General features: G+C 73.0%; 15 protein-coding genes. 9 read left to right on the forward strand and 6 right to left on the reverse strand.

All coding sequences use genetic code 11. The features are described from left to right. Positions 1-4 precede the first annotated feature (4 nt). Both IE260_RS29315 and IE260_RS29320 read left to right on the forward strand, forming a co-directional pair. A complete protein-coding gene (locus IE260_RS29315) occupies positions 5-2,689 on the forward strand; it encodes an SUKH-4 family immunity protein (RefSeq protein WP_189877272.1) in 2,685 nt (894 codons plus the stop codon). A 239-nt stretch (positions 2,690-2,928) separates the two neighbouring features. Beyond that, on the forward strand, positions 2,929-3,813 hold the full coding sequence (locus IE260_RS29320; protein ID WP_189877273.1) for a coiled-coil domain-containing protein: 885 nt from the start codon (positions 2,929-2,931) through the stop codon (positions 3,811-3,813). 35 nt (positions 3,814-3,848) lie between these two features. On the opposite strand, the gene IE260_RS29325 is transcribed toward IE260_RS29320, so the two are convergent. From IE260_RS29325 to IE260_RS29335, 3 genes are all read right to left on the reverse strand, one after another. Continuing rightward, on the reverse strand, positions 3,849-5,459 hold the full coding sequence (locus tag IE260_RS29325; RefSeq protein WP_189877275.1) for a sodium/solute symporter: 1,611 nt from the start codon (positions 5,457-5,459) through the stop codon (positions 3,849-3,851). Beyond that, positions 5,456-5,944, reverse strand: a complete 489-nt coding sequence (locus tag IE260_RS29330) for a DUF485 domain-containing protein (protein ID WP_189877277.1) — start codon at positions 5,942-5,944, stop codon at positions 5,456-5,458. Before IE260_RS29330 ends, IE260_RS29325 begins: the two co-directional genes overlap by 4 nt. 231 nt (positions 5,945-6,175) lie before the next feature. Next, positions 6,176-7,672 carry an MFS transporter gene (locus tag IE260_RS29335; protein WP_189877279.1) on the reverse strand — a complete coding sequence of 499 codons (1,497 nt, stop codon included), beginning with the start codon at positions 7,670-7,672 and terminating at the stop codon, positions 6,176-6,178. A gap of 454 nt (positions 7,673-8,126) precedes the next feature. Here IE260_RS29335 and IE260_RS29340 point away from each other — a divergent pair, with 454 nt between their 5' ends. The 3 genes from IE260_RS29340 (at position 8,127) to mfd (ending at position 15,279) form a co-directional block, all read left to right on the forward strand. Then, the gene (locus IE260_RS29340; RefSeq protein ID WP_189877281.1) at positions 8,127-8,915 is read left to right on the forward strand and encodes an ABC transporter ATP-binding protein; all 789 of its coding nucleotides are present in this window, start codon (positions 8,127-8,129) and stop codon (positions 8,913-8,915) included. Further along, positions 8,912-11,479 (forward strand): ABC transporter permease, encoded by a 2,568-nt coding sequence (locus IE260_RS29345; RefSeq protein ID WP_189877283.1) that lies wholly within the window; start codon positions 8,912-8,914, stop codon positions 11,477-11,479. The genes IE260_RS29340 and IE260_RS29345 overlap by 4 nt, the downstream gene beginning before the upstream one ends. 245 nt (positions 11,480-11,724) lie before the next feature. Beyond that, positions 11,725-15,279 (forward strand): transcription-repair coupling factor, encoded by a 3,555-nt coding sequence (mfd, locus tag IE260_RS29350; RefSeq protein ID WP_189877286.1) that lies wholly within the window; start codon positions 11,725-11,727, stop codon positions 15,277-15,279. Positions 15,280-15,351: 72 nt separating this feature from the next. On the opposite strand, the gene IE260_RS29355 is transcribed toward mfd, so the two are convergent. Then, positions 15,352-15,552: an antitoxin gene (locus IE260_RS29355; protein WP_189877288.1), complete on the reverse strand. Its 201-nt coding sequence runs from the start codon at positions 15,550-15,552 to the stop codon at positions 15,352-15,354. 135 nt (positions 15,553-15,687) lie between these two features. Between IE260_RS29355 and IE260_RS29360 the strand changes: the two genes are divergently transcribed. Next, positions 15,688-16,458, forward strand: a complete 771-nt coding sequence (locus IE260_RS29360; protein ID WP_189877290.1) for an HNH endonuclease family protein — start codon at positions 15,688-15,690, stop codon at positions 16,456-16,458. A gap of 50 nt (positions 16,459-16,508) precedes the next feature. Continuing rightward, the gene (locus IE260_RS29365) at positions 16,509-17,252 is read left to right on the forward strand and encodes a GNAT family N-acetyltransferase (protein WP_189877292.1); all 744 of its coding nucleotides are present in this window, start codon (positions 16,509-16,511) and stop codon (positions 17,250-17,252) included. 12 nt (positions 17,253-17,264) lie between these two features. Here IE260_RS29365 and IE260_RS29370 read toward each other — a convergent pair whose 3' ends face one another. Further along, a complete protein-coding gene (locus IE260_RS29370) occupies positions 17,265-18,065 on the reverse strand; it encodes a LolA-like protein (RefSeq protein ID WP_189877294.1) in 801 nt (266 codons plus the stop codon). A 72-nt stretch (positions 18,066-18,137) separates the two neighbouring features. Then, complete coding sequence (locus IE260_RS29375; protein ID WP_189877296.1) at positions 18,138-18,815, reverse strand: Rv1352/Rv1906c domain-containing protein; 678 nt, start codon at positions 18,813-18,815, stop codon at positions 18,138-18,140. A 193-nt stretch (positions 18,816-19,008) separates the two neighbouring features. Between IE260_RS29375 and IE260_RS29380 the strand changes: the two genes are divergently transcribed. Continuing rightward, positions 19,009-21,183, forward strand: coding sequence for an N-6 DNA methylase (locus IE260_RS29380; protein ID WP_189877298.1), 2,175 nt, complete (start codon positions 19,009-19,011; stop codon positions 21,181-21,183). Positions 21,184-21,303: 120 nt separating this feature from the next. Beyond that, positions 21,304-21,936 carry a hypothetical protein gene (locus tag IE260_RS29385; protein ID WP_189877300.1) on the forward strand — a complete coding sequence of 211 codons (633 nt, stop codon included), beginning with the start codon at positions 21,304-21,306 and terminating at the stop codon, positions 21,934-21,936. The last annotated feature ends 9 nt before the right edge of the window (positions 21,937-21,945 follow it).

Consider the following 21,945-nt stretch of genomic DNA (forward strand, 5'->3'; position numbering starts at 1 on the left):
GGCGATGGTGACGTTCGCGCAGGCGCAGGAGCGCGCGGAAGAGTGGATCAACGGTGATGTGCCGTCGTACCAGCACCGTGAGGTGCGGGTGCGGGAGTTCGAGCTCGGGTTCGTGGTGTGGGCCGAGGACCGTGCGGACGGGCCGCGTTCGGACGGGGGTTCGCAGCGGCTGGTGATCGCCCGGGACAGCGGTGAGGCGACCTTGTGGCCTTCGCTGGCGGTGGGCGAGGTGATCCGCCGGTACGAGGAGGAGTACGGCCGTCCCGACGCGGCTCCCGCCGAGCCGGCGCCGGCGGCGCGGGTGGATCTGAATCAGACGTCGTTCCTGCTGACTCCGCCGGAGTGGTTGCAGGAAGCGGCCGACAGGATGGGCGTTCCGGATCGGCGGCGGGGGGAGGAGGACGGCGCCACCGGGTCCGGGGCGTTGCCCGGGACGCAGGCCGGGGTGCCGTCGGCTCCCTCGGCTTCGCCTGGTGCGGCACCGGCCTCCTCGGGGAGCGGTGCGGCGTGGCCGGCGGCCGGGGCGCCGGCGGGGGCGACTCCCTGGGCCGGGACGGACACCAACGCCGATGCCGGTGACGACCGTTCCGTACCGCTGCCGGAGACGGTGTTCGCGCCGCAGTTGAGCGGTGCCGACGACGACACGCCGCCGCCCGCGGCGCCGGACGCCAAGACGGCGCTGATGTCGGGCGGCAGTCAGCTCCCGCCGACGGCGCTCGCCCCGGCGATCGACGAGCCGAACGCGTCGGCCGTGCCGCCCGCGGCGCCGGGCACGCCCGGGGTCGGTGCGCCGCCCTCCGGGCCTGCCGCTCCGGGTACGCCGGCTCCGGGTGTGCCTTCCGGGTCTGCTGTTCCGGGTACGCCGGCTCCGGGTGTGCCGTCCGGGTCTGCTGTTCCGGGTACGCCGGCTCCGGGTGTGCCGTCCGGGTCTGCTGTTCCGGGTACGCCGGCTCCGGGTGTGCCTTCCGGGTCTGCTGTTCCGGGTACGCCGGCTCCGGGTGTGCCGTCCGGGCCTGCCGCTCCGGGTATGCCGGCCCGGCCGCTCGCGCCGAACGCCGGGGACATCGCTGACGCCGCGACCAGCAAGGCGGCGCCTCCGCCACGCCGGGGCGGGGGTGCGGCCACGCCGCCTCCGCCGGGCGCTCCGGGGACGCCGGGTGCGCGGCCGGGGAGCACGCCGCCGCCCGCCGCGCCCCATGCGCCGGGTGGGTCGTCGGGCGCTTACGTGCCGACGCAGCTGGTGTCGTCCCTCGGCCCCGAGGGCCCGCAGGGTCCCGGTACGCCGCCTCCGCCGAGCGCGCCGCAGCCGCCGAACGCCCCGGGCGGGACGCCTCCGGGTGGGGTGCACCACGCCGCGACGATGCTGGCCGACCCCGGCCGGACGGGCGGGGCTCCGCAGCCTCCCGGCCCTCCCGGTGCCCCGGGTGCGCCCGGCGCGGCGCAGCCCCCGGCCGCTCCCGGCGCTCCCGGCACGTCGGGGGGCGGCAGCGGTGCCGTTCACCACGCGCAGACCGTGCTGGCCTCGCCCTCGGTGGGTGGTCCCGGCATGCCCCCGCCGCCGCAGGCCCCGGGGGTTCCGGGCCCGCCCGTGCCGCCGGGTGCCCCCGGCGTCCCCGGTGCCGCGCAGCCCATGCCGCCCGGTGCGATGCCGCCGCCCGGTCAGCCCCTGCCGGGGCAGCCGCCGGCGTACGGCTATCCGCAGCCGCCGGCCGGTCAGCCGATCGTCGGCCCCGGCTATCAGGCCGTGCTGCGCTACCGCGCGCAGGACGGTTCCGAGCAGCAGCTGATCCGGCGTTCGGCGCCGGGCACGCCGCACCCGGAGTGGCAGATCTTCCACGAGCTGCGCGCCATGAACGTGCCGCCGGACCAGGTGCTGGAGCTGCACACGGAGCTGGAGTCCTGTGAGCTGCCGGGCGCGTACTGCGCGCGGATGATCCGGGAACAGTGGCCGCAGGCGCGGATCACGTCCATCGCGCCGTACGGCACGGACCACGCGAGCCGGCAGCAGGGCATGCAGCAGCTGCTGGCCCACCAGGGCGAGCTGCACCAGGTGGCCGACGGGCCGGCGCGTCCCGCGCCGGTGCGTGCTCCGCTGCCGCCGGTGCAGCCGGTGCCGCCGATTCCTCCGGAGGGCATCGGGCAGGAGCTGGCGGCGGCGTTCGGTCCCGGCGTCTTCCGGTTCGAGCAGGCCGCCGTGTCGCGGCAGGGTGTGCCGCCGGTGGTGGCGCACACGCTGGTGGCGGCGGGGCTGCCGATGGACATGGGTCCGTTCTTCTGGGCGCAGGCCCAGCCGGGGCGGCCGGTGCCGACGCTGGCGGAACTCGCCGCCGAACGGGGGGTGCAGCCGGCCGCGGACGCGGGCTCGTACCTCGTGGTGGGCAGTGACTTCGGCAAGGCGATCTGCGTGCAGTACGGCACGGCGGCCATCGTGGCGGTGCCGGTGGAGGCGGGGCCGGGCGGTGCGCCCGTACCGCCGCAGTTCGTGAACACCGGGCTGCCGGAGTTCACGCGCTGCCTGGCGCTGCTGGGCCGGATGTGGCGGCTGCGGTTCGGGCTGAACCAGGAGCAGGCGGGCCGCTGGACGGTCGATTTCCAGGCTCAGCTGGCCTCGCTGGACCCGGCGGCGCTCGGATCGCCGGAGAGCTGGTGGTCGGTGCTGCTGGAGCAGATGTGGGACGGGCTGTTGTGAGGCGCCGCTGACGCGCCCTCACCTGGTGGGCCGGGCCCGGTTGATTCGTACGCGACCGGGCCCGGCCCTCTTTTGTCGACTTCTCCGGCGGCCGTGGCGGCGGGCGCGGGCGCGCGCGAGCCGGGTTGTGGCCACGCTGCCGTCACCGTCCTGCGGAGTGTCGCGTTATGAACGCCCAAGTGCGATCCATCAAGATATGCGCGAATTGTCATGGAATCGGATGAATCGGGAGTTCCGGAATGAGCAGCGCATCGGCGTCCCCGCACGGCTTCGTGGCCGTACGGGGACGCGGCTACCGTCCCGACCAGGTCGACGCGTATGTCGAGGCACTCTCCGAGAAGCGTGACGCCGCCTGGGAGCGGGCCGCCCGGCTCACCGTGCTCGCCCGTGAGATGGAGGCGGAGCTGAACCGGCTGCGGGAGACGGTGGCCGGGCTCGCGCCGCAGACCTACGAGGCGCTGGGGGAGCGCGCGCGGCGCATCTTCCAGCTCGGGCAGGAGGAGGCCGAGGCCGTGCGGGAGAGTGCGCGGCGCGCGGCGGAGGACCTGATGGAACAGGCGCGGGCGTACGCGACCGGCGTACGCGAGGCCGCGCAGGCGCACGCCGACGCCGTACGGGCCGAGGCCGACGAAAGTGCCCGCCGGCGGCTGCTCGCGGCCCGGGCGGAGGCCGACGAGACGCGGATCGCCGTCCGGCGCGAGGTGAGGCAGTGCCGCGGTGAGGCGCTGGTCGCGGTGCGGGAGATGCGGCGGCGCGCCTCCGGGATGCTCGCCGAGCAGGCCCGTGAGCACGCCGGGCGCCGGGCGCAGGCCGAGCGGGCGGAGGCCGAGGGGGCGACGGCCCTGGACGCGCGGTTCGCGAAGCCGATGGCCCGCGCGGAACGGGAGCTGGCCGCGGCGAAAAGGGCCCTTGCCGACGCCGAGGAGGCGGCCAGGCGCTGGCCGGAAGTGGCCCGGGCCCGGGCGGCCGAGGTGATCGCCGAGGCCCGGCTGCGGGAGGAGCGGATCACCCGGGAGACCGAGCGGGTGCTGTGCGAGCACGGGGAGCGGTGGGACGACGTGCAGGCCCAGGTGGACGACGTACGCAGCAGTCTCAGTTCGCTGACGGGGCGGGCCGCGGACTGAGCCGCCGGGGCCCGCCCTCATCGTCCGGCGGTGCCTCAGCCGCCCCTGCGTACCGCGCCCGCCAGGATCCAGCCCTCCACCGCCTCGTACTGGTGGCGCTGTTCCTCCGCCTTGCGCCGGCCGGAGAGCATGGTGCCCAGCCAGCCGCAGGCGAAGCCCAGGGGGATGGAGGCCAGGCCCGTCGTGGTGAACGGGAACCAGTTGAAGTCGGCCTCGGGGAAGGCGGAGACGGGTGAGCCGGAGACCAGGTTGGTGCCCGGCATCAGCAGCAGCACGGCCAGGGAGCCGCCGATGAGGGTGCTGAGCATCCCTGCGCGGGTGTACCGGCGCCAGAAGAGGCCGTAGACCAGCGCGGGGGCGATGGCGGAGGCGCCCAGGCAGAAGGACAGGGTCACCAGCGGCTGGAGACTGCGGTGCTGGACGAGGGTCGCCAGGACGATCGCGGGAATGCCGACGGCGAGGGCGGAGGCGCGGGCGAGGAGCATCTCGCGGCGCGGTGACATCTCCTGCACCCGGGTGGCGAACACGTCGTGGGCCAGGGAGTTGGCGCAGGCGAGGATCATGCCGCCGACGGAGGCGAGCAGGGTGAGGAAGACGGCCGTGGTGACCGTCGTGAACAGGAAGGTCTCCGCCGTCGACACCTCCGCGCCGAACGCGGCCTGGGAGCCGAGCAGGTACGCGGTGTTGCCCTGCGGGTCGATCCCGGCGATGACCGCCCGCCCGACCAGTGCGGTCGCGCCGAATCCGACGACCGTGATGACCAGGACGAACAGCGCGACGCTGGAGACCGCCCAGGACATCGAGCGGCGCACCTGGCGGGCGGAGGACGCGGTGTACATGCGCATGGTGACGTGGGGCAGGCAGGCGCCGCCGAGGACGACGGTCAGCTGCGAGGTGATCATGTCCACGTTGGGGTGGGGTCCGCCCGCGAACTCCAGGCCCGAGTTCAGGAACGCCGAGCCCACGCCGCTGCGGTCCGCGGCCGCGTTGAACAGGGCGCCGGGGTCCCAGTCGAAGCGGTTCAGGATCAGTGCGGCGACCACGATGCCCGACCCGAGCAGCATCACGATCTTGAGGATCTGGATGAGGGCGGTGCCCTTCATGCCGCCGATCGCCGCATAACTGATCATGAGGATGCCCAGGCCGATGATGCAGCCGGTCTCCAGCGACTCCCCGGAGAAGCCGAGGACGAAGGCGAGCAGCTGGCCGGTGCCCGCGAGCTGCACCAGCATCAGCGGCAGCAGTGCGGCGATGGTCACCGCGCAGGCGGCGATGCGGACGCTGCGTCCGGGCATGCGGCGGGCGAGCGCGTCGCCCATGGTGAACCGGCCCGCGTTGCGCAGGGGTTCGGCCAGCAGGAACATCAGCAGCATCAGCGACAGGGCGGTGCTGAGCGCCAGCACGATGCCGTCGTAGCCGAAGAGGGCGATGACGCCGCCCGTGCCGAGGACGGTCGCCGCGGAGATGTAGTCGCCGGCGATCGCGAGGCCGTTGCGCATCGGGGACAGGGAGCTGTAGCCGGTGTAGAACTCGTCCAGGTCGTCCCGGTCCGGGCCGGTCATCACGCACAGCAGCAGCGTGACGGTGGCGACGGCGGTGAAGCCGACCAGGGACATGGTCTGTGCGTTGCCGCTGAACTCCGTCACCGTCCGGCCTCCCGCCTGGCGTCCAGTGCGGCCTCCTTGCGGATGCGGTCCGCGAGGGGGTCGACATGGCGGCGGGCGGTGTGCTCGTACAGCGCGATCGCCAGCCAGGTGACGGGGAGCTGGAGCAGGGCGAGCACCAGGCCGTTGGGCAGTCCGTCGGCGCCGCCGCCGGTCATGAACTCCGGTGCGTAGGCCGACAGGATCAGGAACAGCGTGAAGTAGCCGAGCGCGGTCAACGTGGCCGTGCGGCGCTGCCACCGGTAGGCGCTGCGCAGGATCCGCAGGTCGCTGTGGTGCCCGAGCGCGGCCCGCCGGGGCGCCCGCCGCCCGGCGGGACCGGGGGCGGGCTCGGCCGGCTGCCAGGGGTGGGCGCCGTAGTGCGGGAAGGCGGGCGGTGCGTCGTGGAGCGGATAAGGACGCGGGGACGGGTGTGACGGGGGGCGGTACGGCGGAGGGGGATACGACGGGGAAGGGTCGTAGGACATCCCGGTGCTCCTTGCGTGGCTCGGGTCCGGTGCGGCGGACCGCAGGGAGGTGGGGGGTGCGAGCCACGCACGCTACTCGCCGGTTCGGTCAGGCGCTGCCTTTTGGCCAAACTGGGCGGTCGGTATGCGCTTGCTGGGGTGAATCAGTGGTGTTACCCGCGTTAACCAGGGCCGTCGCGGGGCGACGGGGAGTGGATGCGGGCCCGCGCGCGGGCAGCCGCCCGGCCCCGCTCAGTCCTTGAGGACCGGGAACTTCCGCGGCGCCAGCACCAGCAGAACCAGGAAGGCCAGCGCCGCGGCCCCCGCCGCGCCGAGGTAGACCGCGTGGACGGCGTCGGCGATCGCCCGCCGTACGGACTCGTCCGCCGTGCCCGGATCCAGCGCCCGCGTCACCGAGTCGAGGTCGCTCGCCCCGCCGAGCCGTGCGGCCAGCACCCCGTTGGCGATCGCGCCGAAGACGGCCGCGCCCACCGTCTGCCCGGTCTGCCGGCAGAACAGGACGGACGCCGTCGCCGTACCCCGCTCCGCCCACCCGACCGTCGACTGGACGCCGACGATGAGCGGCAGCTGGAACAGGCCGAGCGCGGCGCCGAGCAGCAGCATCAGCAGCGTCGGCTGCCACGCCTCGCCGGGGTAGGGGAGGAAGGGGAAGGCGAGCAGGATCAGGGACGCGGTGCCGATGCCGAGCATGGCGGTGTTGCGGAAGCCGATCCTGCGGTACACGTGCTGGCTCAGCGCCGCCGACACCGGCCAGCTGAGCGTCCAGACGGACAGCACGAAACCGGCGGCCACGGGCGCCAGGCCCAGGACGGACTGGGCGTAGGTGGGCAGGAACACCGTCGGCGCCACCATCAGCAGGCCCAGCGCGCCGAGTGCGAGGTTCACCGCGGCGATCGTGCGCCGCCGCCACACCCAGCCGGGGATGATCGGCTCGGCCGCCCGGCGTTCGATCACCACCACGGCCGCCAGCAGGACGAGCCCCGCCCCGAAGAGGACCAGCGAGGGCGCCGACAGCCACGGCCAGGCCACCCCGCCCTGCACCAGGGCGGTGAGCAGGACACCGCCGCAGGCGAACACGGCGAGTGCGCCCGCCCAGTCGACACGCGCGCGCGTGTCCGCCTCCTCCCGGGCCGGCTCGTGCAGGTGACGGACGATCAGCCACAGGGCGACCGCGCCGACCGGCAGGTTGATGAGGAAGATCCAGCGCCAGTCGGCGTACGCGGCCAGCACGCCGCCCAGACCCGGGCCCGCGACCGCGGACACCGCCCACACCGTGGACAGTTTGGCCTGGATCCTGGGGCGGTCCTTCAGCGGGTACAGGTCGGCGGCGAGGGTCTGCACCGTGCCCTGGAGGGCGCCGCCGCCCAGACCCTGCACCACGCGGAAGGCGATCAGCGCGCCCATGTTCCAGGCGAGCGCGCACAGCAGGGAGCCGATCAGGAACACCACCGCGCCCGCGACCAGCACCGGTTTGCGGCCGAAGGTGTCGGACAGCTTGCCGTAGACCGGGAGGGTGACCGTGACGGCCAGCAGATAGCCGGAGAAGAGCCAGGAGAACACGGAGAACCCGCCGAGGTCGCCGACGATCTGCGGCACGGCGGTGGAGACGATGGTCGAGTCCAGCGCCGCCAGCGCCATCGCGAGCATCAGGGCGGCGACGACGGCGCCGCGCCGGTCCGCCCCGGCGGGTTGTGCGGCCTCGACCACCGCGGGTCTGGTGCTGCCCACTCCGGGTCCCTCCCTTTGTTTCCCCATGCATCCAGTTGCCGGGATCAGCTTCGCACTTGAGCCTGACGCAGCGGGAGGGTGGACGCTGGATGCGCCGGAGGGAGGAGACCGACCCCGAGACGTGCTCCGCCGAAGGGTGGACTGCCCCTAGGGGTACCTCCGTACTACGGCCCGGGGAGGGTTCGTACCGACGGAGGACGAGACGGCCGCGCGCCCTCCTTAATCTGGCTTTACGCCGCTGGGGGGGGGGCGGCGCACCGCACCTGTGGGGGTGGGGTTTTCCCCAGCAGAAGAGTGCGCTGAACACCAGCGCGGGCGACCCCTGGTTGCCGCCAGACTCGAAGACGTGGCGATCCGCGCGGCCCGGCCCGGCCGGTCCGGGCCGCCGCACCCGACAGCACCACCCGCCTTCGGCACCGGCGGCTCACCTGATGACCGACATAGGAGACTTGACATGACATCGGCCGTGACCATTCCCAGGCACGGAAGCACTGGAGGGCGTACGGCCGTTGCGGCGCGGGCGCGGCAGGTCGTGAAGGCGTACGGAGCCGGGGAGACCCGGGTGGTCGCCCTGGACCACGTGGACGTGGACATCGCCCGCGGTCACTTCACCGCGATCATGGGTCCCTCGGGGTCGGGCAAGTCCACGCTGATGCACTGCCTGGCCGGCCTCGACACCGTCAGCAGCGGGCAGATCTATCTCGACGAGACCGAGATCACCGGCCTGAAGGACAAGAAGCTCACCCAGTTGCGCCGCGACCGGATCGGCTTCATCTTCCAGGCGTTCAACCTGCTCCCGACGCTGAACGCGATCGAGAACATCACGCTGCCCATGGACATCGCCGGCCGCAGGCCCGACCGGGCGTGGCTGGACCGGGTCGTGGAGACCGTGGGGCTCGCCGGACGGCTCAAGCACCGGCCCACCCAGCTCTCAGGCGGCCAGCAGCAGCGGGTCGCCGTGGCGCGGGCGCTGGCCGCCCGGCCCGAGATCATCTTCGGGGACGAGCCGACCGGGAACCTCGACTCCCGCGCGGGCGCCGAGGTGCTGGGCTTCCTGCGCCGGTCGGTGGACGAACTGGGCCAGACCATCGTGATGGTCACCCACGACCCGGTGGCGGCCAGCTACGCGGACCGGGTGCTCTACCTCGCCGACGGCCGGATCGTCGACGAGATGCACAAGCCGACCGCGGACGCCGTCCTGGACCGGATGAAGGACTTCGACGCCCGGGGGCGCACGTCATGACCGTCGTGAAGACCTCGCTGCGCAACTTCTTCGCGCACAAGGGGCGCATGGCGCTGTCGGCGGTGGCGGTGCTGTTGTCGGTGGCGTTCGTGTGCGGCACGCTCGTGTTCACGGACACGATGAACACGACGTTCGACAAGCTCTTCGCGGTCACGTCGTCGGACGTGACGGTCGCCCCGAAGGAAGCCGGGGCGGCCGGGGACACGCCGCAGAACGGGGTGCCCGAGTCGCTGCCGGCGTCCACGCTGGAGCGGGTCCGCTCCGCCGAGGGCGTCAAGTCGGTGGAGGGCGCGGTCGCCTCGCTGAACGTGACCGTCGTCGACGGCGACAACGACAACGTGGGCGCCACCAGCGGCGCCCCGACGATCGCCGGCAACTGGACGAAGAACGACCTGCGTTCCATGGAGATCACCTCCGGGCACGCCCCGCGCGGGCCGACCGAGGTGATGGTCGACTCCGACACCGCCGACAAGCACGACCTGAAGCTCGGCGACGAACTGCGCACCATCGCGCAGACCGGCGACTTCAAGGCGCGCATCGTCGGCATCGCCTCCTTCACGGTGACCAACCCCGGCGCGGCCGTCGTCTACTTCGACACCGCCACCGCGCAGCGCGAACTGCTCGGCGGCACGGGCAAGTTCACCCAGCTCAACGTCACCGCCGCGTCGGGTGTCTCCGACGCGCAGCTCAAGACGAACGTCTCCCGGGTCCTGGACGGCACGTACAAGGTCCAGACGGCGAAGGAGAGCGCCGACGAGAACCGCAAGGACGTCGGCGAGTTCATGGACGTCATCAAGTACGCCATGCTCGGCTTCGCCGGGATCGCCTTCCTGGTCGGCATCTTCCTCATCATCAACACCTTCTCCATGCTGGTCGCCCAGCGCACCCGCGAGATCGGCCTGATGCGGGCGATCGGCTCCTCCCGCCGGCAGGTCAACCGCTCGGTGCTGGTCGAGGCGCTGTTCCTCGGCATCGTCGGCTCGATCCTCGGTGTCGCGGCCGGCGTCGGGATCGCCGTCGGCCTGATGAAGCTGATGTCGGCGGCGGGCATGAACCTGTCCACGGACGACCTGACCGTGAAGACGACGACCCCGGTGGTCGGTCTGGTCCTCGGTGTCGTCGTCACCGTCCTCGCCGCCTACCTGCCGGCCCGCCGCGCCGGCAAGGTCTCCCCGATGGCCGCGCTGCGCGACGCCGGGACGCCCGCCGACGGCAAGGCCGGCCTGCTCCGCGGAGTGATCGGCCTGGTGCTGACCGGCGCCGGAGCCGCGGCACTGTTCACGGCGGCGGGCGCCGACAAGGCGGGTGACGGTGCGCTGATGCTGGGGGCGGGCGTGGTGCTCTCCCTGATCGGCTTCGTCGTCATCGGCCCGCTGCTGGCCGGCGGCGTCGTGCGGGTGATCAGCGCGGTGCTGCTGCGGGCCTTCGGGCCGGTGGGCCGCATGGCCGAGCGCAACGCCCTGCGCAACCCGCGCCGCACCGGTGCGACGGGCGCGGCCCTGATGATCGGCCTGGCGCTGGTGGCCTGCCTGTCCGTGGTCGGCTCCTCCATGGTCGCCTCGGCCACCAGCGAGCTGGACAAGTCGGTCGGCGCGGACTTCATCGTCCAGGGCAACCAGCGGATCGTGCCGCAGGCCGAGCAGAAGATGCGGGACACACCGGGCCTGGAGCACGTCACCCGCTACAAGACGCTCGACGCCACGCTGACCTCGCCCGACGGCTGGACGGACGACGACGGCCTCACCGCCGCCGACCCGACCTACGCAGAGGACGTGCGCCGCGCGACGACGGAGGGCACCCTCTCGGCCGCCTACGGCCGGAACGCCATGTCGGTCGGCTCGGACTACGCCGAGAAGCACGGGGTGCACGTCGGCGACACCATCTCGGTCGCCTTCAAGGGCGGCGAGACGGCGAAGCTGAAGGTCGCCGCCATCACGGACGACGACGTGGCCATCGACCAGGGCGCGCGGTACATCAGCATCGAGACGATGCGGGAGTACCTCCCCGCCGACAGGATCCCGCCGAACACGATCATGTTCGCCAAGGCCGAGGACGGCCAGGAGGAGCAGGCGTACGCGGCGCTGAAGCAGTCGCTGGACGCGTACCCGCAGTACCAGGTCCGTGACCAGACCGACTACAAGCAGGAGCTGAAGGACCAGGTCGGCCAGCTGCTCAACATGGTCTACGGCCTGCTCGCCCTGGCGATCATCGTCGCGGTCCTGGGCGTGGTGAACACCCTGGCCCTGTCGGTGGTCGAGCGGACCCGCGAGATCGGCCTGATGCGGGCGATCGGCCTCTCCCGCAGGCAGCTGCGCCGGATGATCCGCCTGGAGTCCGTGGTCATCGCCCTCTTCGGTGCCCTGCTGGGCCTGGGGCTGGGCATGGGCTGGGGCGCCACGGCGCAGAAGCTGCTCGCCCTGGAGGGCCTGAACGTCCTCGACATCCCGTGGCCGACGATCATCGGCGTCTTCATCGGCTCGGCGTTCGTGGGTCTGTTCGCCGCCCTGGTCCCGGCGTTCCGGGCCGGCCGGATGAACGTACTGAACGCGATCGCGACGGAGTAGGCCGGACCGGCGAGTCGCGGCGGCCACCGCTCACGGGGGTGCGACCACCGCGCACGGGGGGCGCGGAGGAAGGCGGCGCCGGGGAGTCACGAGGACTCCCCGGCGCCGGTGCGTCGCCCGTCCCCGGCCGGGCGTCGTCCACAGCCTCCGTCGCTCGCTCGCGCGGCGTCGTACGCTGGACACCCCCGGCCCGCACCGCGTGTCGGGCCCGTCGTGTTGTCCACCCCGGACGAAAGCGCCCCTTCATGAGCCTGCACGGTCTGCTCGACGCCGTCGCCAAGGACGCCGCCCTCGCCGAAGCGATCGCGGCGGCCGCCGACGGCAACCGCATGCACGTCGACCTGGTCGGTCCGCCCGCGGCCCGGCCCTTCGCGGTCGCCGCACTGGCCCGCGAGACGGGCCGCCCGGTGCTGGCGGTGACGGCGACGGGACGCGAGGCGGAGGACCTGGCCGCGGCCCTGCGCTCGCTGCTGCCGCCGGAGGGCGTGGTGGAGTACCCGTCCTGGGAGACGCTCCCGCACGAGCGGCTCAGCCCGCGCAGCGACACCGTGGGGCGGCGCCTGGCCGTCCTGCGGCGCCTGGCCCACCCCCGGCCCGACGACCCGGAGACCGGCCCGGTGTCCGTCGTCGTCGCGCCCGTGCGGTCCGTGCTCCAGCCGCAGGTCAAGGGACTGGGCGACCTGGAGCCGGTGTCGCTGAGGAGCGGGCAGAGCGCCGATCTGAACGAGGTCGTGGAGGCGCTCGCCGCCGCCGCGTACGCGCGCGTCGAGCTGGTCGAGAAGCGCGGCGAGTTCGCCGTGCGCGGCGGCATCCTCGACGTGTTCCCGCCCACCGAGGAACACCCCCTGCGCATCGAGTTCTGGGGCGACGACGTCGAGGAGATCCGCTACTTCAAGGTCGCCGACCAGCGCTCCCTGGAGGTCGCCGAGCACGGGCTGTGGGCCCCGCCCTGCCGTGAGCTGCTGCTCACCGAGGACGTCCGGGAGCGCGCGCGGACCCTCGCCGAGCTCCACCCCGAGCTGGGCGAACTCCTCGGCAAGATCGCCGAGGGCATCGCCGTCGAGGGCATGGAGTCGCTGGCACCGGTGCTCGTCGACGACATGGAGCTGCTGCTGGACGTGCTGCCCAAGGGCGCCATGGCGCTCGTGTGCGACCCGGAGCGGGTACGGACGCGGGCCGCCGACCTGGTGGCCACCAGCCAGGAGTTCCTCCAGGCGTCCTGGGCGGCCACCGCCGGCGGCGGCGAGGCGCCCATCGACGTGGGCGCGGCCTCCCTGTGGTCCATCGCGGACGTCCGGGAGCGGGCCCGCGAGCTGGACATGATGTGGTGGTCGGTGTCGCCGTTCGCCGCCGACGAGGAGCTGACGGGGACATATGCCGCTGACGCGGCGGGGGACACCCTCAAGCTCGGCATGCACGCCCCCGAGACCTACCGCGGCGACACCGCGAAGGCACTGGCCGACACCAAGGGCTGGCTCGCCGACGGCTGGCGCGTGGTCTACGTCACCGAGGGCCACGGCCCGGCGGCCCGCACGGTCGAGGTCCTCGGCGGCGAGGGCATCGCGGCCCGTCTGGACTCCGACCTCGGCACGCTCAGCCCCTCCGTCGTCCACGTCTCCTGCGGCTCGATCGACTACGGCTTCGTCGACCCCGCGCTCGAGCTGGCCGTCCTGACCGAGACGGACCTGTCCGGCCAGAAGGCCGCCGGCCGCGACGGCACCCGCATGCCCGCCCGGCGCCGCAAGACCATCGACCCGCTCACCCTGGAGGCGGGCGACTACATCGTCCACGAGCAGCACGGCGTGGGCCGCTACATCGAGATGGTGCAGCGCACCGTGCAGGGCGCCACCCGCGAGTACCTGGTCGTGGAGTACGCCCCCGCCAAGCGCGGCCAGCCCGGCGACCGCCTCTACATCCCCACCGACCAGCTGGAGCAGATCACCAAGTACGTCGGCGGCGAGGCCCCCACGCTGCACCGCCTCGGCGGCGCCGACTGGACCAAGACCAAGGCCCGCGCGAAGAAGGCGGTCAAGGAGATCGCCGCCGACCTGATCAAGCTCTACAGCGCGCGGATGGCGGCGCCCGGACACGCCTTCGGCTCGGACACCCCCTGGCAGCGCGAGCTGGAGGACGCCTTCCCCTACGCGGAGACCCCGGACCAGCTGACCACCATCGCCGAGGTCAAGGAGGACATGGAGAAGACGGTCCCCATGGACCGCCTGATCTGCGGCGACGTCGGCTACGGCAAGACGGAGATCGCGGTGCGCGCCGCCTTCAAGGCCGTACAGGACGGCAAGCAGGTGGCGGTGCTGGTGCCGACGACGCTGCTGGTGCAGCAGCACTTCGGGACGTTCAGCGAGCGGTACGCGCAGTTCCCGGTGAAGGTGAAGGCGCTGTCCCGCTTCCAGACCGACACGGAGGCCAAGGCGGTCCTGGAGGGCCTGCGCGAGGGCTCGGTGGACGTCGTCATCGGCACCCACCGCCTCTTCTCCTCGGAGACGAAGTTCAAGGACCTGGGCCTGGTCATCGTCGACGAGGAGCAGCGCTTCGGCGTCGAGCACAAGGAGCAGCTGAAGAAGCTGCGCGCCAACGTCGACGTGCTGACGATGTCCGCCACGCCCATCCCGCGCACCCTGGAGATGGCGGTCACCGGCATCCGCGAGATGTCGACGATCACCACCCCGCCGGAGGAGCGTCACCCGGTGCTGACCTTCGTCGGCCCCTACGAGCAGAAGCAGATCGGCGCGGCGATCCGCCGCGAGCTGCTGCGCGAGGGCCAGGTCTTCTACATCCACAACCGGGTCGAGTCCATCGACCGCGCGGCGGCCAAGCTCCGCGAGATCGTCCCGGAGGCGCGCATCGCCACCGCCCACGGTCAGATGTCGGAGCAGGCGCTGGAGCAGGTCGTCGTCGACTTCTGGGAGAAGAAGTTCGACGTGCTGGTCTCCACGACCATCGTCGAGTCCGGCATCGACATCTCCAACGCCAACACCCTCATCGTCGAGCGCGGCGACAACTTCGGCCTCAGCCAGCTGCACCAGCTGCGCGGCCGGGTCGGCCGAGGCCGCGAGCGCGGCTACGCCTACTTCCTGTACCCGCCGGAGAAGCCGCTGACCGAGACCGCGCACGAGCGGCTCGCGACCATCGCCCAGCACACCGAGATGGGCGCGGGCATGTACGTGGCCATGAAGGACCTGGAGATCCGGGGCGCCGGCAACCTGCTCGGCGGCGAGCAGTCCGGCCACATCGCCGGCGTCGGCTTCGACCTGTACGTGCGGATGGTCGGCGAGGCCGTCGCCGACTACCGGGCCTCGCTGGAGGGGGGTGTCGAGGAGGAGCCGCCGCTGGAGGTCAAGATCGAGCTGCCGGTCGACGCGCACGTCCCGCACGACTACGCCCCCGGCGAGCGGCTGCGCCTGCAGGCGTACCGCTCCATCGCCTCCGCCAACAGCGAGGAGGACATCAAGGCCGTCCGGGAGGAACTCGTCGACCGCTACGGCAAGTTGCCGGAGCCGGTGGAGAACCTGCTGCTGGTCGCGGGTCTTCGCATGCTGGCGCGGGCGTGCGGCGTGGGCGAGGTGGTCCTGCAGGGCAACAACATCCGGTTCGCGCCGGTGGAGTTGCGCGAGTCGCAGGAGCTGAGGCTCAAGCGGCTGTACCCCGGGACGGTCGTCAAGCCGGCCGCGCACCAGGTGCTGGTTCCGCGCCCGAAGACCGCGAAGGTCGGCGGCAAGCCGCTGGTCGGGCGTGAACTGCTGGCCTGGGTCGGGGAGTTCCTGACCTCGATTCTGGGGTCGTGACCCGCCCGTCGGAGAAGCCGTCCACGGATCATGCCTGTGGACGGCTTCGATGTGTCGGGGTACGGGAGCGAGCTACTGCTGCTCCGGCCGGTCGCCGCCCCGCTCGCGCCCGAAGCCGAGCCTGTCCTCGGCCTGCTGCTGCGCGGTGTCGACCTGCTTCTCGTACTTTCCGCCGGTCCTCTCGTTGACCTGGCGTTCGGCGGCGTCGGACATCTTTCGTGACCTGCCCTTGTCCTTGCCGGCCATGCTCTTCATTTTGTCGAGGATGCCCATGCAGAGCTCCTTCCGAGACGTGGCTCACTGTCGAAGGTACGACAGATATGCCCTGCATGCCCAACAAAGCCCGCTATGGTCTGAACCTCTCTCTCGCTACGGTGATACCGGCGGACGGCAAGGGGAGGGGCGCGTATGTGGCGGCACAGGGGGATCCGTACCGGTTGGGCCGCGGGCGCGGCCCTCGCTCTGGCCCTGGTCACCGGATGCGAGGGACTCGGCGACGACGGGGCCACGGCCTCGGGAGGCGGGCACGAGGCACCGGCAGGCGGACACGCCGTCAGCCCGCTGCGCAACCCGGACGGCACCGGACCCGGCCTCGCCCCGGTCGAGGGCGACAGCCCCGAGGCGACCGCCCGCAAGCTCATCGAGGGCCTGAAGACCAAGGGGCGCGGCCCCCGGACGGGCTACGACCGGGACGAGTTCGGCTACGCCTGGATGGACTCGGCCGACGGTGTGCCGCTGGCCCGCAACGGTTGTGACACGCGGAACGACCTGCTGAGGCGCGACGGTCAGAAGCTGCGCTTCCGGTCCGGGTCCCGCTGTGTGGTCGTCGCCATGACGCTGGACGACCCCTACACCGGCTCGACGATCGAGTGGCGCAAGCAGAAGGCGAGCGAGGTCCAGATCGACCACGTCGTGCCGCTGTCGTACAGCTGGCAGATGGGCTCCTCGCGGTGGCCGGAGAGCAAGCGCGAACAACTGGCCAACGACCCGCTGAACCTGCTCCCCGTCCAGGGCCGCGCCAACTCGGCCAAGCGCGACTCCGGTCCCGCGTCCTGGCTTCCGCCGAGGAAGTCGGTCCGGTGCGCGTACGCCGTCCGCTTCGCGCAGGTCGCCGTCAAGTACGAACTGGCGGTGACCGCACCGGACCGGCGGGCGATGCTGCGTCAGTGCGGCGGCTGACGGCGGAAATTGGCTTTCCGGTCCCCGCCCGCGCTGCCTACGGTGACGCCATGGAGCTGAAGATATCGAGCCTCGCCGAGCGTCCGGAGATGCTGGACCGGGTCCGCGCGATGGCCGACAGCTGGCCCGCGTTCGCCGTCGAGGACCTCTCGGGCAACGCCCACTACCCGCGCATCCCCGTCGAACTGCCCGAGTACGTGCAGTTCGCGGAGGACGAGTACGGCGAGGTCGTCGCCCACGGCCACAGCGTGCCGTTCGCCCTCCATACCGAAGGGCGCGGTGCGCTGCCCGCGCGCGGCTGGAGCGAGGTCCTCGTCTGGGCCTTCGGCGACCTGCGCCGGGGCGTGCGCCCCGACACCGTCAGCGCGATCTCCGTCGTCGTCGCCCCGCACGCCCAGGGGCGCGGCCTGTCCGGCCGGATGCTCGCCGCCATGCGCGACAACGCCCGCGCGCACGGTTTCCGGGAGGTCGTCGCCCCCGTCCGCCCCAGCGCCAAGCACCTCGAACCGCACACCCCGATCGAGGAGTACGCCCGTCGCCTGCGCCCCGACGGGCTGCCGCACGACCCGTGGCTGCGCGTCCACGCCCGGGCCGGCGCCACCCTCGACGGCGTGGCGCCGGCCTCCATGACCGTCGCCGCCTCGCTGGAGGAGTGGCGCCACTGGACGGGGCTGCCCTTCGACACCGCGGGCGACGTCGAGGTGCCCGGCGCCCTGGTGCCGGTGCGCTGCGAACCGGGCCGCGGGTACGCGGTGTACGTCGAGCCGAACGTGTGGATGCGGCACGCGCTGTGAGCCCCCGGCCGGTCAGCCGGCCGGCGCGTCCAGGTCGACGATCTCGCCGTCGGGCTCGCGGGCCGGGACCGGGACGTCGTAGTCGCTGAAGGTGAGGGAGCCGGGGTCCGTCGCGGACGTGCTGTCGACCCGCAGCAGGTACGGGGTGCCCTCGGCGGCCACGTAGAGCGTCTGCCGGTCCGCGCCGTCCCTCTCGCTCAGGACGATCGCGGAGGCGCCGTCGACCGTGGTCGTCCTGCCCCGCGTGGCGTCCGAGTCGACGTCCTGCGCGCCGCCCAGCACCGTGTCCAGATCGCAGAAGCCCGCGATGTCCTGGGCGTCCTGCCCGGTGACGGACATCTTGGTCCACCGCCCGGCCAGCATGGCCACGGCCGCGTCGGTCTCCGCGGCGGACTCGCCCTCGCTCTGGGCGCGCAGGAACGCCTCGTCGTACTTCAGGTAGAGGGTGTCCCCGGTCCTGATCAATTGGGCTTCGCCCTCGCCGCCGGCGCTCACCGTCCCGGCGCACTCGCCCTTCCTGTCCATGGCCAGGTCGACCCGGACGGTGCCGCCGCCCCGGTCGTCCGGGACGTCGCCCGTGATCCGGAGGGAGGCGGCGCCGGCGGTGGCCTCCACGGCCCGCTCCACGATCTCCCCGCCGGTCAGCCCGGCGAACGGCTCCTTCTTCTCCTCCGCCTTACTCGCCGAGGTGCTCGGCTGCTGCCCGGACGTGCCCGGCTCGGCGTCCGCCCGGCCCTGGCCGGGCAAACAGCCGGTGAGTCCGGTGGCCGCCGCGGCGACGATGCAGAGCGCTGCGAAAGCGGTACGACGCATGGATTCCCCTGGGTCCTGGTGCGGTGGTGAGCCCGAGTCGTGGGACGGGCCGGATGTCCGGGGGCCGGCCCGTCAGCCGGTCTTCTGCCAGTCCTTGCAGCCGGTCGTCTTGAAGTAGCCGTCCGAGGCGCTGATCGTCACGACCGCCGTGCCGCTCACGTTGTTGTTCGCGACGATGGAGTCGAGCGAGTGCTCGGCGTCCTTGGAGCGCTCCCAGTAGCACATGTCGTCGGTGTTGCCCGTGGACTTGTAGGTGCCGGGAGCGATGTCGGTGCCGACCGCGAACATGCCGCCGTCTCCGGCCATCTTGGTGGCGGGGGTCCCCTTGGCCTTCGGGTCGACGGCCTCCCAGTCGTTGCAGCCGCTGGACTTGAAGAGCTTGTCGGTGGCCTTGACGGTGACGTAACTCGTGCCGCTCACGTTGTCGTTGGCCAGCAGCGAGTCCAACTCGCCCGAGGCGTCCTTGGCGCGCTCCCAGTAGCACATGTCGTCGGTGTTGCCGCTCGTGCGGTAGGTCCCCGGCTTGACGTCCGAGCCCACCTCGAAGTCGCCGTCCCCCGCGAACGCCGCCTTCTTCTCCGTGGCTTCCGCCCCGCCCGCGTCCTTCTCGCCGCCGGCCTGCCGCTGCGCGGACGCCGAGGAGCCCTTGTCGCCGGAGCCGCCGTCCCCGTCGCCGCCGTTCGCCGACACCGCGCCGATGACGACGATCCCCACGACGGCGCCGAGCGCGACCTTGCCCTTCATGCCCATGACTGTGTCCCCTCCCGATACGGCAGCCGCCGCCTTGCCGGCGGCTGCTCGTTGGCGAGGTCAATAAGAACAGAGACTGTGAACCGAGTCAACCAGGTTCACAGTGTGGGGCGTGTACACGAGCGTGAATGCAAACGATCAGACACACGTCGGTATGCTCGGCGTCACACATGGGACGAGGGGAGCCGCGCGGGTGCAGGACAACGCGACAGAAGTGACCGCCGCCGGGATCGCGCGGCTCGCCGGCGTCGGCCGCGCGGCCGTGAGCAACTGGCGCCGCCGGCACGCCGACTTCCCCAAGCCCGTAGGCGGCACCGAGACCAGCCCGTCCTTCGCCCTCACCGACGTGGAGTCCTGGCTGCGCGGGCACGGCAAACTCGCCGAGGTCCCGCTGCGGGAACGGGTCTGGCAGCAGCTCGTCGGACATCCCGAGGGCCCGGTCACCGCGCTCGTCCACGCCGGCTGCGCGCTGCTGCTCATCCACGACCGCCCCACCGCGTGGCTGGAGCTGAGCGCGGGCTCCGACGAGCGGCTCGCCGCGATGCTGCCGGGCGCGCTGGAGCAGGTGCTGACACCCCGCTTCGGCGCGGTGCCCGGTGGCGACCGGAGCCGGACCGTGCCTGGCGGGCCCGGGGCGGGCGAGCCGGCCGCTGTGAACACCCCGGTCGCCGGCTCCACCGCCGTTCACGCCCCTGCCGGGGCGAGCGGCTCACCCGCTGTGAACACTCCGTCGGCGTTCCCCGCCGTCCACCCGCCCACCGGCCCCGCGCTCCTCGCCTCCGCGCCCCTCCTGCGCGGCGCCGCCGAACTGGCCGCCGGTACGGGCGCCCGCCAGACCTTCGAGTTCCTGCTCGGCCGGCACCTGGACGCCAACCCGCGCCAGTACACGCTCACCCCCGCCGACCTCGCCGGCCTCATGGCCGACCTGGCCGGCCCCGCCCGCACCGTCCTCGACCCCGCCTGCGGCACCGGCGCCCTGCTGCGCGCCGCCGCCCCGCGTCCCGGCCAGGAGCTGTACGCCCAGGACGGCGCAGCCGACCTCGCCACGCTCACCGCGCTCCGCCTCGCCCTGCACACCCCGGCCGGCGTGCACGCCGCCGCCGGCGACACACTGCGCGCCGACGCCTTCCCCGGGCTGCGCGCCGACGCCGTCCTGTGCCACCCGCCGTTCAACGAGCGCAACTGGGGGCACGACGAACTCGCCTACGACCCCCGCTGGGAGTACGGCTTCCCGGCCCGCACCGAGTCCGAACTGGCCTGGGTGCAGCACGCGCTGGCCCGCCTGAGGGACGGCGGCACCGCCGTGCTCCTCATGCCGCCCGCCGCCGCCTCCCGCCGCTCCGGCCGCCGGATCCGCGCGGACCTGCTGCGCCGGGGCGCACTGCGCGCCGTGGTCGCGCTGCCGGTCGGCGCGGCACCCCCGTACAACATCCCGCTCCACCTGTGGGTGCTGCGCCGTCCCGAGAAGGCGCCCGCGCAGCCGGAGGTACTGCTCGCCGACGTGGGGCAGTTCGCCGGTGAGGGCCGCGGCGGCCCCGACTGGCGCGGCGTGGGGGACGCCGTCCTGGACGCCTGGCGGGCCTTCGACCGGGCCGGACGGCTCGACGAACGGCCGGGCGTGGCCCGCTCCCTGCCCGTCATCGAACTCCTCGACGACGACGTCGACCTGGCCCCGGCCCGCCATCTGCCGCCCCCCGCGGTCGCCGACGGCGCCGGAGAGCTCACGGACGTGCGCACCCGCCTCGGCGAGACGCTGCGCCTGACCGCCGACCTCACCCCGGCCCCGGCCGACGCCGTGCAGGCCGCCCCCCGCTGGCCGCTGACCACCGTCGGCGAACTCGCGCGCGGAGGCGCCCTGCTGATGCGCACCGGCGGAAACGGCGGCCACGCGCGCGTGCCCGTGCTCACCGACCACGACGTACTCGCCGGAACCGCCCCCTCCGGCACGCTTCCGGAGAGCGACGAGGAACCCGTGCTGACCGAACCCGGTGACGTCGTCGTCCCCGTGCTCGGCGGCGGCTCCGTCGCGCGCGTGGTCGACGACGCCACCGCGGGCGCCGCCCTGGGACGCAACCTCGTGCTGCTGCGCCCCGACCCCACCGCGCTCGATGCCTGGTTCCTCGCCGGCTTCCTGCGGGGCACCGCCAACAACCGCCAGGCCAGCAGCTACGCCTCCACCGCCACCCGGCTCGACGTGCGGCGCCTGCAGCTCCCCCGGCTCCCGCTGGACGAACAGCGCCGCTACGGCGACCGGTTCCGCGCGCTCGACGAGTTCGAGCGGGCGCTCAGACTCGCGGGCCGCCTCGGCGAGCAACTCGTACGCGGAATGTACGACGGGCTCACGGACGGTACGGTCACGCCCGGCTGACCGCTCGAAGGCGGGAAGTGATCAGCACGACAACGGTTCGGTACAACCAGGGACCGCTTGTCCGTGTCGGCCTATACGCTCGAAGCGACATTCACCCGTCTTGAGGTCCCAGGAGCAGCCATGCACGGCCACGGCTACACGCAGCCGGTGAAGCAGCCACCGCCCACAGGGTGGTTGGTCTTCCTGCGCGTGCTGTTCGTGGCGCTGTCGATCCTCAGCATCGGACTGCTCGCCTGGACGATGCTGCTGCGCCTGGCCATCGTCACGCGCAAGGGGCTGGACTGGGGGCTCTTCGTCGCGGCGCTCGTGGCCGACGTCCTCGCGCTCGTCCTGGTCGGCACCGAGCCCGGCGACGAGGTCCACACCGTGGGCGGCTGGACCGGCATGGCCCTGCTCCTCGGCACCCTCGTGGCCGCCATGGCCTACTACCTCTCGGCTGACGTGCGCCACTTCCACCAGCTCCGCTACGGCCCCGGCTACAGCCCGCAGCCGACGCCCGCACCGGCGTACGGCCACCCGCAGCCCCCGGCGCCCTACACGGCCACCACCATGCCGCACACGGCCGGGCCGCCGCCGCACACACCCCCGGTCCCGCACACCCCCCACACCCCGCCCCCGACGCCGCAGCCGCCCGCCCCCACGCCGCCGCCCCGGCAGCCGGGCCCCGCCCGCATCGACCAGGTGCGCGCCGAGCTCGACGAACTCAGTGACTACCTGCGCAGGCACGACGGCAACCACGAGGGCGGAAGGTGACCGTGACGA

This window comes from Streptomyces viridiviolaceus (assembly GCF_014650995.1).
GTDB classification, from domain to species: Bacteria; Actinomycetota; Actinomycetes; order Streptomycetales; family Streptomycetaceae; genus Streptomyces; species Streptomyces viridiviolaceus.

Excerpts from the sequence above, each read along its gene's own strand:
- IE260_RS29315 (WP_189877272.1), top strand. The coding sequence starts at position 5 with ATGGTGACGTTCGCGCAGGCGCAGGAGCGCGCGGAAGAGTGGATCAAC.
- IE260_RS29320 (WP_189877273.1), top strand. The coding sequence starts at position 2,929 with ATGAGCAGCGCATCGGCGTCCCCGCACGGCTTCGTGGCCGTACGGGGA.
- IE260_RS29330 (WP_189877277.1), bottom strand. The coding sequence starts at position 5,944 with ATGTCCTACGACCCTTCCCCGTCGTATCCCCCTCCGCCGTACCGCCCC.
- IE260_RS29340 (WP_189877281.1), top strand. The coding sequence starts at position 8,127 with ATGACATCGGCCGTGACCATTCCCAGGCACGGAAGCACTGGAGGGCGT.
- IE260_RS29345 (WP_189877283.1), top strand. The coding sequence starts at position 8,912 with ATGACCGTCGTGAAGACCTCGCTGCGCAACTTCTTCGCGCACAAGGGG.
- mfd (WP_189877286.1), top strand. The coding sequence starts at position 11,725 with ATGAGCCTGCACGGTCTGCTCGACGCCGTCGCCAAGGACGCCGCCCTC.
- IE260_RS29355 (WP_189877288.1), bottom strand. The coding sequence starts at position 15,552 with ATGGGCATCCTCGACAAAATGAAGAGCATGGCCGGCAAGGACAAGGGC.
- IE260_RS29360 (WP_189877290.1), top strand. The coding sequence starts at position 15,688 with ATGTGGCGGCACAGGGGGATCCGTACCGGTTGGGCCGCGGGCGCGGCC.
- IE260_RS29365 (WP_189877292.1), top strand. The coding sequence starts at position 16,509 with ATGGAGCTGAAGATATCGAGCCTCGCCGAGCGTCCGGAGATGCTGGAC.
- IE260_RS29370 (WP_189877294.1), bottom strand. The coding sequence starts at position 18,065 with ATGCGTCGTACCGCTTTCGCAGCGCTCTGCATCGTCGCCGCGGCGGCC.
- IE260_RS29375 (WP_189877296.1), bottom strand. The coding sequence starts at position 18,815 with ATGGGCATGAAGGGCAAGGTCGCGCTCGGCGCCGTCGTGGGGATCGTC.
- IE260_RS29385 (WP_189877300.1), top strand. The coding sequence starts at position 21,304 with ATGCACGGCCACGGCTACACGCAGCCGGTGAAGCAGCCACCGCCCACA.